Origin of the sequence: Candidatus Protofrankia californiensis, from assembly GCF_900634765.1 — a bacterium.
Classification (GTDB): Bacteria; Actinomycetota; Actinomycetes; order Frankiales; family Frankiaceae; genus Protofrankia; species Protofrankia californiensis.
The window spans coordinates 1-13,141 of the sequence record NZ_CAAAFT010000250.1 but is presented as its reverse complement, the minus strand read 5'-3'; the positions used below and the strand labels follow the sequence as shown (position 1 = coordinate 13,141).

The 13,141-nt window shown below is 66.8% G+C and carries 11 protein-coding genes; 6 read left to right on the top strand and 5 right to left on the bottom strand.

Features of this window, described 5'->3' with window-relative positions:
• Positions 1-188: 188 nt before the first annotated feature.
• From DD1DGNOD_RS13375 to DD1DGNOD_RS26975, 3 genes are read right to left on the bottom strand one after another with little or no spacing between them, the layout of a single operon-like run.
• Positions 189-1,241 (bottom strand): ABC transporter permease, encoded by a 1,053-nt coding sequence (locus tag DD1DGNOD_RS13375; RefSeq protein WP_131770281.1) that lies wholly within the window; start codon positions 1,239-1,241, stop codon positions 189-191.
• A complete protein-coding gene (locus DD1DGNOD_RS13370) occupies positions 1,238-2,794 on the bottom strand; it encodes a sugar ABC transporter ATP-binding protein (RefSeq protein WP_131770280.1) in 1,557 nt (518 codons plus the stop codon). The genes DD1DGNOD_RS13375 and DD1DGNOD_RS13370 overlap by 4 nt, the downstream gene beginning before the upstream one ends.
• Positions 2,791-4,008: a sugar ABC transporter substrate-binding protein gene (locus DD1DGNOD_RS26975; RefSeq protein ID WP_283234690.1), complete on the bottom strand. Its 1,218-nt coding sequence runs from the start codon at positions 4,006-4,008 to the stop codon at positions 2,791-2,793. The genes DD1DGNOD_RS13370 and DD1DGNOD_RS26975 overlap by 4 nt, the downstream gene beginning before the upstream one ends.
• A 1,720-nt stretch (positions 4,009-5,728) precedes the next feature.
• On the opposite strand from DD1DGNOD_RS26975, the gene idi reads away from it, so the two are divergent.
• Positions 5,729-6,415, top strand: a complete 687-nt coding sequence (idi, locus tag DD1DGNOD_RS13360) for an isopentenyl-diphosphate Delta-isomerase (RefSeq protein ID WP_131770283.1) — start codon at positions 5,729-5,731, stop codon at positions 6,413-6,415.
• Positions 6,416-6,504: 89 nt separating this feature from the next.
• Here idi and DD1DGNOD_RS13355 read toward each other — a convergent pair whose 3' ends face one another.
• Positions 6,505-7,098, bottom strand: coding sequence for a TetR/AcrR family transcriptional regulator (locus DD1DGNOD_RS13355; RefSeq protein WP_241251605.1), 594 nt, complete (start codon positions 7,096-7,098; stop codon positions 6,505-6,507).
• A 259-nt stretch (positions 7,099-7,357) separates the two neighbouring features.
• Between DD1DGNOD_RS13355 and DD1DGNOD_RS13350 the strand changes: the two genes are divergently transcribed.
• Positions 7,358-9,607 carry an MMPL family transporter gene (locus tag DD1DGNOD_RS13350; RefSeq protein WP_131770278.1) on the top strand — a complete coding sequence of 750 codons (2,250 nt, stop codon included), beginning with the start codon at positions 7,358-7,360 and terminating at the stop codon, positions 9,605-9,607.
• Here DD1DGNOD_RS13350 and DD1DGNOD_RS13345 read toward each other — a convergent pair.
• Positions 9,596-9,970: a hypothetical protein gene (locus DD1DGNOD_RS13345; protein ID WP_131767459.1), complete on the bottom strand. Its 375-nt coding sequence runs from the start codon at positions 9,968-9,970 to the stop codon at positions 9,596-9,598. The two genes, DD1DGNOD_RS13350 and DD1DGNOD_RS13345, sit on opposite strands and share 12 nt — an antisense overlap.
• Positions 9,971-10,953: 983 nt before the next feature.
• On the opposite strand from DD1DGNOD_RS13345, the gene DD1DGNOD_RS13340 reads away from it, so the two are divergent.
• From DD1DGNOD_RS13340 to DD1DGNOD_RS13330, 4 genes are all read left to right on the top strand, one after another.
• The gene (locus DD1DGNOD_RS13340; protein ID WP_165035080.1) at positions 10,954-11,160 is read left to right on the top strand and encodes a type II toxin-antitoxin system HicB family antitoxin; all 207 of its coding nucleotides are present in this window, start codon (positions 10,954-10,956) and stop codon (positions 11,158-11,160) included.
• A gap of 18 nt (positions 11,161-11,178) precedes the next feature.
• Positions 11,179-11,391 carry a type II toxin-antitoxin system HicA family toxin gene (locus DD1DGNOD_RS13335; protein WP_131767458.1) on the top strand — a complete coding sequence of 71 codons (213 nt, stop codon included), beginning with the start codon at positions 11,179-11,181 and terminating at the stop codon, positions 11,389-11,391.
• Positions 11,392-11,461: 70 nt separating this feature from the next.
• Positions 11,462-11,716, top strand: a complete 255-nt coding sequence (locus DD1DGNOD_RS28065) for a hypothetical protein (RefSeq protein ID WP_165035079.1) — start codon at positions 11,462-11,464, stop codon at positions 11,714-11,716.
• A gap of 343 nt (positions 11,717-12,059) precedes the next feature.
• On the top strand, positions 12,060-13,141 hold a 1,082-nt coding region (locus DD1DGNOD_RS13330), incomplete at its 3' end, for an AAA family ATPase (protein ID WP_241255692.1).

Genomic DNA, 13,141 nt, shown 5'->3' with positions numbered 1-13,141 from the left:
TCGTTGAAGCGCCCGGCCCACCGGATGAGCTGACCGAATGGTTCCTCATTCGTGTTCATCGATCACGGCCTCGCAGCCGGCCCCGCGGGTGATGGTTCAGCCACCCACCCTGGAGCCCCTTGGGGCCTCCGGTCGCGCGAGGAGGGTCATGATCGCGCGACCTTCGGCCATCATCACGGCCTCTGCCGTCAGGACCTGACCGGCTGTTTGACGTCCGCGTCGGCAAAGCCACCAGAAGGTTGCTCGGCTTGTGGGTCAGCGGATGTCGTACTCTCGCGACGTCGGTTCTTCGAGCCTTGCCGCCAGACCGCGAAGGACACAGCGGCGAGAAGTGCGACGCCGTTGAACATGTCGTTGAGCCACTGGACTCCGGTGACGAACTCCAAGCCCTGCACGCCGGTGGCGAGGACGTAGACGGCGAGCAGCGTGCCCCAGACGTTGAACCGGCCAGGCCGTAGCTGCGTCGAGCCGAGGAAGACCGCGGCAAACGCCGGCAGCAGCAGGGCCGGGCCGAAGGTGAGGGACGGTCCGGACAGGGAGGCGTAGAAGACCCCGGCGACCCCGGCGATCGTGGCGGACGCTATCAATGACAACCACGTCCAGCGGCCTACGCTGATCCCGGTGAGGCGTGCGGCTTCCGAACTGCCCCCGATGGCGTACAGGTAACGACCCACCGGCGTGTGGTCGAGAACCCACCAGACGATGAGCGCGAGCACGATGAGGTAGAGGACGACGATCTGGAAACCCAATACGGTGTTCTGGGTGAAGCCGGTCCATGCCGAACTGACCGGTGGAAATGGCTGAGTTCCTCCCGAGATGATCGTCTGGATGGCGGCGACAACGGTGGCCATGCCGAGCGTGGCGACAAAAGAGTTGACTTTCAGTTTGACGACGATGAAGCCGGACACCGTCCCTATCCCGGCCGACACGGCGATCGCCACAAGAATCGCCGGGGCCATGCCCACGTGGTGCACGGTCTGCAAGTTGACCACGAGCACCGTCGACACGTTGGTCACCGCACCGGCCGACAAGTCATACACACCGGCGGTGAGCGGAATGAGAAGACCGAGAGCCAGCATCGCCGCCACCGCCTGCGAGGAGGCGACCGAGTGCAACGTGGCACTCGTCAGAAAAAGATCTGGTTTCCAGATCCCGAACACGATGATGAACATCGCCCATAGGTAAAGTCCGCTGTAACTCTGCAGGCCAAAACTGAATCTGCGCTCAGCTGTCATGCTCATCGAATCCCCCCATCGTCTGCTCCAAGGCACGCGCGCGAGATCGCCGCCGCTGTGACCGCACTGCCTGCCAGGTGCGCCGCGATCCGCCCCTCGCGCAGGACCAGCACCCGATGGCACAACGCCGCGAGCTCATCGGTGTCCGATGAGCTGACGACGACACCTGCACCGGATCTCGCGGCCTGCAAGATCTCCATGTGCAGCTCCGCCTTGGCGCCGATGTCCACGCCCTGAGTGGGCTCGTCCAGCAGAAGCACCTTCGGTGAACGGCGCAACCACTTCGCGAACAGGACTTTCTGCTGGTTGCCGCCGCTGAGGGAGGACAGCGGCGCCTCGGTCGAAGGCGGCCTGACGCTGAGACGATCGATCCAGCTCGCCACCTCGGCGTTCTCCCGACGCCGCGACAGCCGCAGGCGACGCCAGAACGGTTCGAGATCACTGACCGTTATGTTCTCCCGCACGGTCAGATCGAAGAAGCCTCCCTGTGTCTTGCGGTTCGGGGGGAGGAACGCGAGGCCGGCCTTCATCGCGAGATCGGGCCGTAACGAGGGCAGTTGCACCTCTCCGACGCGGACCACGCCGGCCTGTCTGGGGTGGGCTCCGAACAGGACCGACAACAAGCTTTCCCGCCCGGAGCCGGTGATTCCCGCGAGCCCCACGACGTCACCCGCCCGTACCTCGAGAGAGATCCGGTCGATCGGGCCGGACGAGACCGCATCGGCGACCAGGAGCGGCTGGTCATGCTCCGTCGGTAATTCGGCCGACACGCGGTGTATGTCCTCGAACTCCGTGCCGACGAGAAGGGAGATCAGCTCCGCCCGGTCCACCGACGAAACCGGGACCCGGGCCACCCGGTGGCCGTCGCGAAGCACGGTGATCGTCGCGGCCACCTGGAAGACCTCGTCCAACCGGTGTGTCACGTAGAGAACCCCGACCCCACCAGCCGCCACCGTGCGCACGATCGACAGCAGCTGCTGGACTTCCGCATCAGGCAGCGTGGCCGTCGGCTCGTCGAGCACCAGCAGCGATACCGGCGCGGACTCGTCCTCCCGAAGCGCGCGGGCAACCGCGACACCGGTGCGCTCGGCGGGCGACAGCTCACCGACGAGGAGATCCGGGTCGAGATCCAGCCCGATCCGGCTGAGGTCTCGGCGTGCGTTGCGCCGGAGCTCAGCCTCACGGACGGTGCCCCATTTCAGTGGGAATCCGGCAACCAATGCGAGGTTGTCGGCGATGGATCGGGAGTCGATAAGACCCAGGTCCTGGTGGACGAACCGGCAGCCGAGGGCGTACGCGGAGTCCGGCGAACCCGGGTCCAAGGTGCGGCCGGCAACGGTGATCTCGCCGCCCGGATCGGGTCGGTGATACCCCGACAGGATCTTGATGATCGTGGACTTGCCCGAGCCGTTCTCGCCCAGCAACGCGTGGATCTCGCCGGCGGCCACGTCGATGTCGACGGAGGACAGAGCCGCGTGGCCGAAGAACGTCTTCGACACGCCCCGCATCGCGAGCGCAAGCGGCCCGCGATCCGAGGCGTACTCAGGTCGAACACTCACCGAATCTTCCACAATGCCTTGAACTGGTCCGCATAGTCCGCCGGCTGGTCATAGCTGTCGCTCGGCGGAATCTGGCTGTCCTTCGTCAACAGCCCGAGCGAGGGGAAGCCCTCGTTCGCGGGAATCGGCAGGCCCTGTGCATGACGAATCGCCGCGTCGACGACGAGCCAGCCCGCGTAGTAGGAGCCGATGCCGGTGACCGCCGAGAACTGCCCGCTCTTCAAACCTTCTTCTTCTGCCCTGGAGCCGCAGCAGCCCACAATCTTGACCTTGCCGGTCAGGCCGGCGGCACCCAGCGCGGCGGGAAGAGCCTGCACGAATGCCGAGTTCGAGACGGCGACGTACTTGATCGAAGGATCCTTGCGCAACGCCGAGACAATGGTGCTGTTGATCGAACCGTTGCCCACGTCCGGAATACCGACCTTGATCTTAGTCACTTCACACGCGGAGCAGCCGTTGGGGACAGCGGCCTCGAACCCGGCCGACACCGCCCCGAGGTACGGATAGTCGGGGATGCTCACCGACAGCACCTTCCCCTTGGCGTTTGAATCCGCGATGAACCAGGCCGACAGGAGCTGGCCCTGCAGAGCCGCGTAGTCAGGGTTCGCGACATTGGCGATGATCGTCGAACTGCTTTCCGCCGGGCCGACGAACACGGGAATGATCGGGACACCGGCTTGCTGGTACTGGGGGACGCTTCCCGACCAGAGGGCGTACGGCGCGGCAACGACGGACACGGCGACGGGGTTGTACCGCAGCGCCTGCGTGAGGCCGGAGGTCAGTGTCGAGGGGTTCGTCGACTGGAAGGGGATCGACTTGAACTGCCAACCCGCGGCCTCCGCGGCGGCCTGCACGCCGACGCCTATCACCTGGCACTGAGGTTGTTCGCACTGCAAGTACACCAGTGTCTTCCCCGCGGGCGGAGGGGACGCCAGCGGTTCGGTGATAGAGATCTTGGTCGGCGGCGTGAGGTACGGCTTGATGAAGGCGTTGGCCTTTTCGACCTCGCTGGACGATCCGCCACTCGAAGCCGTCGACGAGGAGCTGCTCGACGGTCCGTCGCTCCCACTCGGCGTAGACGAGCTGCCGCAGGCGGTGATAGCCGTGACTAACGCGACGCCGGCGACCAACAGGAGGCGTAAACGCTTGGAAGCCACGGGTCCACGCGCTCCGCCCGTGCGTTCTCCGTTGAATACTCTATGGGTCGTTGGCATTTCTGCGGTTCCACCTTTCTTGGCGCCTGAAGTCGCTGACGGTGGTCGCCAGCGTCGGCTTCCGGCGGGTGCTGACACTTCAATGCGGCATGTCCGCGATCCGGTCATGAGTCACGCGGGTGTGCGTCCGGTGACTGACCGGTGTTTGGAAGTTCGCGTTCTACTCCCTGGAAATGACTGGTCACCTGCGGATGGCTGCAGCAGGAATTCTGGTTATGGATTCGCCGCTACGGACAGTCCGCAATCGGCACGGGCCCCGCGACCACGGCCGTCTTGCGGTGGGACGTGGGAGCGCCATGCGACGTGCCGGTCTGGGCACGGGAGCAGGAGGTCGAAACCGTGGATCCGACCAGGTCGGGACTCGTCGAGTTCGGCGGCGTCCAGGCAGGCGGCGCCTGCACGCCGAGTCATCCAGCGAGTCGGGTGCACCCTTGCGCAGGGACACCGTGATGCGATGGGCAGAGCGTCGATGACGCCATGACCACGGTCATCGGCAGGTGCCGATCCGGTAACGGCGACCGTGAGAACACGATCGGGCGACAACTGCTTCTCCAGGTTCTGGTGGCGGCTGGCGGCCGATGCGCAGGTCAGACCCGATGTGTGACCTCGGTTACGTCCGGAAGACTAGGCATGATGCATACACAATGCAAGGGGCATTTGCGGATGATCCGCGAGCACCGAACGGCCGGGCAGACGGCGAGACCGCGCTCGACACGGCGCGCTCGGGGATCGGCTTGGTGCTGCTCGGACTCGAGCGCAACTCCGTAGCAGAGCTCTCCAGCGAGGACGTGCCGGTGCCCGCGAGACGCAGCGGCCGCTGCCCACCCGACGAGGACGGCACCACCCGACGAGGACGGCAGCGGCGATGCGCAAGCCGGCAAGACCGACAATCGAGGCTGTGCCCGAGTGCCGCACGTCCACCGTGCGACCGAACACGGGATGTAATCGCCGTCCGCGAGAAAGGTAAAGGTATAGGTGATGCCGACGTGCGCCCTTCCGTCGGCGGGGTCAGAGGCCAGGGACGGGTCCGCCTCGATTCACCGGAGCCACTCCGCCCCACTCGTATCGACGGTCGTGGCGGTCCACTCGAGTTCCACGATCTCCCCGCCGACCCCGACGGCTTCTGTCCACCTCGCACCAGCCGGTGCCAGGCGGTGGACGTCACCCCGAACCGCTTTGACCACGGAATGCGCCCCACCCAGGTGGCCGGTGTCGTCACATAATCCCACACTTCCGCGGGCGACCATGCGATACGGATGCTGGCGTAGGTCGTGATACTCAACATTTCGCCCTCTCCAGCCCACCCAGGAAGGACATACTCGCCGGACGGCGACCGAACAGCTCCCCCGTCGCGGCCGCCCAGAAAACGAACGAAGCCGACCGGTCCAGGATAGATGGCAGGAATTTCCTCGGGGCAGTCCCCGGCGGCAATCATCTCCCGTGCTTATGGGCTGATCGCAGATGACAACAGGCAGCGGGGCACCTGAGTTCACGCTGTCCGTACACCACGTCCGTCAGTGTGAGCATCGGCGCCGGCTCTGCGGTCTCGCTCCCCCATGCCCTGCCCGAAAAATCAAGACCCGCTCCACCTGTTCCACCTGTGCGGCCGTCGGCCGGTGCGGCCCGTGGAGCCTGGTGGACCAGCCGGATACGAAGCCTTGGCCTCCTCGATTTAAGCAATGCGTTCCGACGGGAACGCCAGTCGGAAGAAAATGCTATCATGACTTCCATGAATCATCCTCATCCTCAACCTCATGACAGGGCATCCCCTTCACTTGATTCCCACGGGTCGGATGAGACGAAAAGAAGAGCGCCAGAGCTCGTCGTTCTTCTCAGCCCTTCCGGGGATGCTGTCGGGGCCGCTCCGAAGGCGACTGTCCACGGGCCTCGAACGCCTTTACACCTGGCATTCTCCTGCTATGTTTTCGACGCCTCCGGCCACGTACTCGTCACTCGGCGCGCTCTCGCGAAACGAACGTGGCCAGGGGTGTTGACCAACACTTGCTGCGGGCATCCGGCACCCGGTGAGGACTTCCGGACGGCGATCTCACGACGGCTGGCCGAAGAGCTGAACCTGCACGTCCAGCGTATCGACCTCGCGCTACCGATGTTCCGCTACCGCTGCGTGATGGACGACGGCACGGTAGAAAACGAAATCTGTCCAGTGTTTTTCACGCAGGCATCGGGAACTTTCCGGATCAACCCGGAGGAGGTCGCGCAGGCGTATTGGATCCCGTGGTCGAAGTTCTCCGACGACGTACTGACCGGTTCGCTCCCGATATCACCCTGGTGTCGCCTGCAGGTGGAACAACTACACGCGCTCGGGCCCTCGCCGCAGGACTGGCCGGTGGCACCGGACGAGGCTCTACCGTCGGCCGGCCGCGGCACTGGTTTACGCCAGGTCTAGATCTGGCACACAGGCCTCCCTGCGACCGGCGGCCTTCTGATGTTTTGTTCCTCGGCCGATGCGCCGTGTCGCAATCCTCACAAGAGATGTCAGGCGGTGGCGGCCGGCGGCCGGCGGTGACGGAGCAGGCGCCGGGCGCAGTCGAGCATGTGACCACGTAGCTCCTCATCGCTGATGCTCGCGACCCGAGGTCCGAACCCGGCTTCGCGCAACCCGGAGAGCAGCATGCTCGCGGCCACGATGGTGCCGGGATCGGGATCGGGTCCTGCGAGCAACGCCATGAGCCGGGTACCCAGTTCAGGAAACGCCCTGTGTTCGCTCAGGATGTGCGCGACCGCGAGATCGCCCTGCAGGACGGCGTAGAGGGACCGGTTACGAACGATCAGGTCAACGATGCCGACCAGCACGGTCTCGACCTGAGCGGCACGGGAACGCTTCCGCTCGGCGTCGCCCGCGATCACGGCGAGCTCCTCCATCCCCGGGCTGACCACCGCGAGGACGATGTCGTCCTTGGTCTTGTAGTGGTAGTAGACGGCGGCCTTTGTCACACCGAGCGCGTCCGCGATCATCTGGAGCGAGGTTCCGCTGACGCCTCGCTCGGCGAACAGGTCCAAGGCCGCCACGAGCAGCTTCTCCCGCCCCGCTCCCGTCCGGGGAACTGCCGGTTCAAGCTGTGTCGGCACCGCCTTCGACCTCCTGCCTGTTCGGGCGACCTGGATGCCGCCACCAGCCATCATCCTGCGAAACAGGTCCGCCGTGGAGGCATCCTTGCACACCGTCGATCTTAATGTTAGCCGAACGACAGGTCATCTACTAGCCAATCGGCTTGCTATTTCCTTGACGAACGGCTAGCTTTCCCCCTCGATGAAACCTGACGATCGGCTAGTGACTCCGGCAAGCGACGCCTAGCTGCACCACCTTCCCACCCTAGGAGAAGATCCGTTGGCCACCTACCTGTACCGGCTCGGACGCGCGGCCTACCGCCGCCGGCGGCTGGTCGTCGCCCTGTGGGTCGTGCTGCTGGCCCTCATGGGAACCGGCGCGGCGACCCTGTCCGGCCAGACCTCCGACGCCTTCTCCATCCCGGGGACCGAGTCCCAGAAGGCGATCGACCTGTTGGAGGAACGCATGCCTGGCGCGGGGGCCGATGCGGCCACCGCACGCGTGGTCTTCACTGTTGCGGAGGGTTTGCTCACTGATCCAGCGCACGAACAGGCCATCGCCGAGGTCATCCACCGGATCGCCGCCACACCACAGGTCGCCCAGGTCAGCGATCCGTTCACCCACGACGACGTCTCCCAGGACGGGCGCACCGCCTATGCGCAGGTCGCCTACACCGTGCAACCGATCGAAGTCACCGAGGACTCCAGACAGAGTCTGTTCGCCGCCGCCGAGGCAGCCCGCGACGCCGGGATCAGCGTCGAGTTCGGTGGCACCGCGGTGGAAGGGGCGCCCGAACAGAGCCTCACCGAGGTCATCGGCCTGGTCGTCGCCGCCGTCGTACTCGTCATCACCTTCGGCTCACTCGTCGCGGCCGGACTCCCCCTGCTGACCGCGCTACTCAGCGTGATGATTGGCATGGGATGCATCCAGATCGCCACCGGGTTCATCGATCTCAGCTCCAGCACCTCGACGCTCGCCCTGATGCTCGGTCTGGCAGTCGGTATCGACTATGCGCTGTTCATCACCTCCCGCTACCGGCACGAGCTCTCCCTCGGACTCGACGGTGAGGAAGCCGCAGGTCGCGCGGTGGGCACCGCGGGTTCGGCGGTGGTGTTCGCCGGTCTGACCGTCGTCATCGCACTGGCCGCGCTATCGGTCGTGGGTATCCCGTTCCTGACGTCGATGGGGCTCGCCGCCGCCGGCACTGTGGCCGTCGCCGTAGTCATCGCGCTCACCCTGCTGCCCGCAGTGTTCGGCTTCGCCGGCCGGCGACTCGTGGGCGGCCGCATCCCTGGGCTGCGTGCCCGCGACCCCGAAGGCGACAGCGCCGCCCCCACGATGGGCGAGCGGTGGTCACGCCTGATCGTGCGGCGTCGCGGCGTCGCCGTCGCGCTGTCCGTCCTGGCCCTGGGCCTGCTGGCCGTACCCGCGACCGATCTGCGGCTCGGCCTGCCCACCGACAGCACGGCCGCGCCGGACAGCACCCAGCGCAAGGCCTACGACCAGCTCACCGCCGGGTTCGGAGCAGGCTTCAACGGTCCTCTCCTGCTGGTGGTGGACAGCTCGTCCAGCGCCGATCCGCACGCGGCGGTCGAGCAGGTCTCCCGTACCGTCGCCGGACTGCCGGGCGTGGCCACGGTGACCGCGCCGACGTTCAACCGCGCGGGCGACACCGCGACGCTTTCTGTGACCCCCACCTCCGGACCGAGCGAGGCCGCCACCGAGGATCTGGTGCACACCATCCGCGGCCAGGCAGACACGATCAAGACCGCCACCGGCGCCAGCACCTCGATCACCGGCGAGACCGCGATCAACATCGACGTGTCCGAGAAGCTCTCCGACGCCCTCCTGCCCTACCTCGCGGTCGTCGTCGGCCTGGCGTTCGTGCTGCTCGTCCTGGTCTTCCGCAGCATCCTCGTGCCGCTGAAGGCGACCGCGGGATTCCTGCTCAGCGTCGTCGCCACCTTCGGTGCGGTCGTGGCCGTGTTCCAGTGGGGCTGGCTGATAAACCTCTTCGGTGTCGAGACGACCGGTCCCATCGTCAGCATCCTGCCGATCTTCCTCATCGGTGTCCTGTTCGGTCTGGCCATGGACTACGAAGTATTCCTGGTCACCCGGATGCGTGAAGAGTTCGTCCACGGCCTCGAAGCGGATGACGCGGTGGTCACCGGCTTCCGGCACAGCGCCCGGGTCGTCACCGCAGCCGCGATCATCATGATCAGCGTTTTTGCCGGGTTCATCCTGTCCAACCAGGCAATCATCCAGTCGATGGGCTTCGCGCTCGCCTTCGGCGTGCTTGTCGACGCGTTCGTCGTACGGATGACCCTGGTACCGGCGGTGATGTCCCTGCTGGGACGACGCGCCTGGTGGCTGCCGGCATGGCTGGACCGACTCCTGCCCGACATCGACGTCGAGGGCAAGCAACTCATCGACCGGACGACCGTGCCCGACCAGCGCGAACACCCCGTCGCACCCGCCGGGACCGCGTCCGCGTCCCACGGCACGCATGCGGTCGATCTACACCGCTGATCCTGGAACCAGGGGGTTCCCGCTGCAGAAGTCGCCGGCCGGACCGGTGACGGTGGACTCGGCGTTCGGCGGCCCGTACCGCCATGTCCCGCCACCCGGCGCGGTCAGCTCGCAGAACACCTCGTGTGACGGCTCGCCGGTGAGAGCGAACGCGTACGGCAGGGAACGGTGCGCCAGCCCGAATTCTTTTCCGAAGATCGTTTGTGACGGTCTCAGAAATGTGACGGCCTCAGAAAAAGCTGAGTCCTCCCGCATCCACCCGGGGTGCGGGACGGCACCCGCATCCGGCTGCCCACGGACAGGCTTGCCGCCGGACGTGGCGACGTCTATCCCCGTGTGAACGTTCCCACCGCGCCCACCCATTAGCCCGTCTTCCGCACGTGCGTGCGGTGGGAATCTATTGATCGTTCGCGGGTCGTCCCCGAGATTCCCTCGAGACCCGAAGGTGTCCGAGCGGGTACGGCACGTGTCGTGCCCGCCGGGATCGAGAAACGGCCGGTGTTCCTGAAGCCTGTTGACGGCACATGCGACGACGTTGCGCAGCGCGTCGGCCTCAGCGTCAAAGACAGGTGGCCGTCCACCTCACCATCCGCGCCGGACCCTGTTCCTGACCGGCCCGGCCGGCTCGGGGACAGTCGCCTCGATCGTGCGTCGTCGCAGGTGGAGACGGATCCACCTTGCTGGAGCACGCCGTACCGGCCACGACCTGACCGGGACGGATCCCGGGCCTACCGCGCCACGACACGACATCCAGATGGTCGCCGTCACCGGTGCGCACCCGAGGCTGTCGTGGCGCTGCCCGACGCTGGTCACCCACGCCAGGGGCCGGCAGCGACTGTCGGCAGCCAGGGGAATCTTCGTGGCCAGCCCGCCAGGGGAACGACCCAGCGCATCCCTTCCCTGATCGGCTTGTCGACGTCGGATTTCTCGTCATGCGACGTAGCCCTCAGGGTGCGGGCCGACAACACCGCCGACGCCAGACGCTCAGGCGCGATGTCCTGGTACGGGGGCGCGCCGTACACCGGCGGCGTGCTGGTGGGCACCCACCACGGTCGAGCCGATCGCGGCCGTCCATCCACAGCCGCCCCTGCCAGGAGTGGGCCGGCAGAGCCGGTTCGCCCCCTGGTCGTTCCAGCTGTCGGCCCGTCCGTTTCGGGTGATGCCTGGCACCCGGCACCTGGCCTTGCACGGCGGAGATCGAGGTGTCTCCGACAGCAAGGCCAGCGGCCGGGCCGCTGGAGGCCTGCAACCACCGATCTGGCTGGAGACACCGACCCGGCTCTCCGATCGGGCAGGCGCAGTGCACGGCGCCGCCGAGAACTGGTGCGCGGCGTATCCTGACGACCATGGGCCGGGCGGTGCACATCCCCTACTCGGTGGGGCAGGACGAGGACGGTATCTGGTGTGCCCACGCTTATGTCGGTCGCGTCGGGTGCAACGGCAGTGGGGACACCCGGGAAGAGGCGCTGGCGGATCTGCGTGATGCCGTCGTCATGGTTCTCGAGGATGACGGCGCTCCAGAGGAGCTCACTATCATGGTCGACGTCGCTTGATGCTGCCGGTCCCCGTCGGTGCCCGGCAAGGACGTCGTCAGAGCGTTGCAGAAGGCTGGCTTCGAGTTGATCCGGGTCAAAGGCAGCCATCACCGGCTCCGTAATCCTGACCCCGATGGACATGACGTCACCGTTCCCGTTCACGCCGGCCGCGACGTGCCCAAGGGCACGCTTCGTCAGATACTCGTGGACGCGGGCCTGACCGTAGAAGACCTGCGGGCACTGCTATAGGTCTGGTGCCGCCAGGCAAGTGATCTGGCTAGGAGACGGCCGCACTCGCGGTCGACGATGACGACTTCACGTGTCATTTCGCGTGTTCCTTCAGCCAGCGACGGATCTCATCGATACCAGGGAAGCCGACCTCTCTTCGCTGGTAAATGACATCGCCCTGGCACGTACTGTATCTGTCGAGAATGCCGATCCGCCGGAAGAGAACACCGCAGCCAGACTCGGCGACGGCCTCTGCCGCCATACTTCCCAGACCGCCTATGACGTTGTGGCGTCGCAGGTGAGAATCGGTAGGCCCGCCCTTGCCATCTCCTGGACCACGCGGTAATCAAAAAGCCCCCGCCAATCCCCTGGAGATCTCTTCCCGGTCCGCGAACGTCAGTTCCTCGCCCCGCACCTCACAGCCGATCCCGCTGGTCCGCCCGGAAAGGATCCTGCGCTGGCACCGCCCACTCATCCGCCGCCACCGAACCCGGCCACACCAGCCACCCCGTGCCCGCCACGGTTGGACGGAAGGCGTATAGATCGCCTGGTGCGCTGACGCGCAGCGCAGAAGCCCTGGTCAGGGCCTACGGACGGGTTCCGGTCACGGACCGGATCCCGCGGGCGGACAACGTGAGAACATCGTCGCCGTAGGGGCCTCGCGCAACGAAGCAGAGGGGGTGGGTCCGATGCATCGTGGACAGCGGGCGGTCACCGGCCGACCATCGCCCGCGCCCGCCGGCCTGCCCCCGGACGCCTGGCCCCTGATCGGCCGGGACGCCGAACTCGACGTGCTGACCCGCGCCCTCACCGGTGCGGCACCGCGCAGCGTCATCATCGTCGGCGCCGCCGGCGTCGGTAAGACCCGCCTGGCCCGCGAGGCGATGCGGATCGCCGCTGCGGCCGGCCGCGAGGCGCGCTGGGTGACGGCGACGCGCTCCGTGGCGCGGACTCCGTTCGGGGCCTTCGCACCCCTGTTAGCCGCGCCCGAGCCGACGGACGGGATCGGACCGGCGGACTCGTTCGAGGGACTGCTGCGGCGGACGGCCTACGCCCTCGTCAACCGTGGCGGCGTGGGCCGCCTGCTGCTGTTCGTCGACGACGCGCAGTTGCTCGACGAGGCGTCGGCGGGCCTGATCCAGCAGCTCGTGTCGGCGGACGCCGTGCTCGTGGTTGCCACGGTCCGGACGGGAGAGCCGACGCCCGCGGCGGTGACCTCGCTGTGGAAGGACGACCTCGCGATCCGGCTCCGCCTGAGCGATCTGGCCGACAGCGTCATCGACGACCTGCTGACAGCGGTCCTGGGGGATCAGGTCGACCGTGCCGCCGTCGCCGAGCTAACCGCTCGCTGCCAGGGCAACGTGCTGTTCCTCCGGGAGCTTGTGCGTGGCGCGCTGGCGGACGGCACCCTGGTCCGCGACGGTGGGGTGTGGCGGATGACCGGAGCGCCGGCGCCCTCGGACCGGATCGTCGAGTTCGTCGACGCCCGCCTGGCCGGCCTCTCCCCCGACGCCCGAGCGCTGCTGGAGCTGACGGCCTACGGCGAACCGCTCGGGGGCGCGGAGCTCGACGCACTGGCCGCCGAGCGCCTGGTCGAGGAGCTGGAGCAGGAGGGCCTGCTTGTCAGTGCGTTCGACAGCCGCCGTCTGCAGATTCGTCTCGGCCATCCCATCTACGCAGACGTGCTGCGGGCGCAGACATCAGCCGTGCGGGTCGGCGCGATGGCCCGCTCCCTCGCCACCATCGTCGAGCGGGCCGGATGCCGCCGACG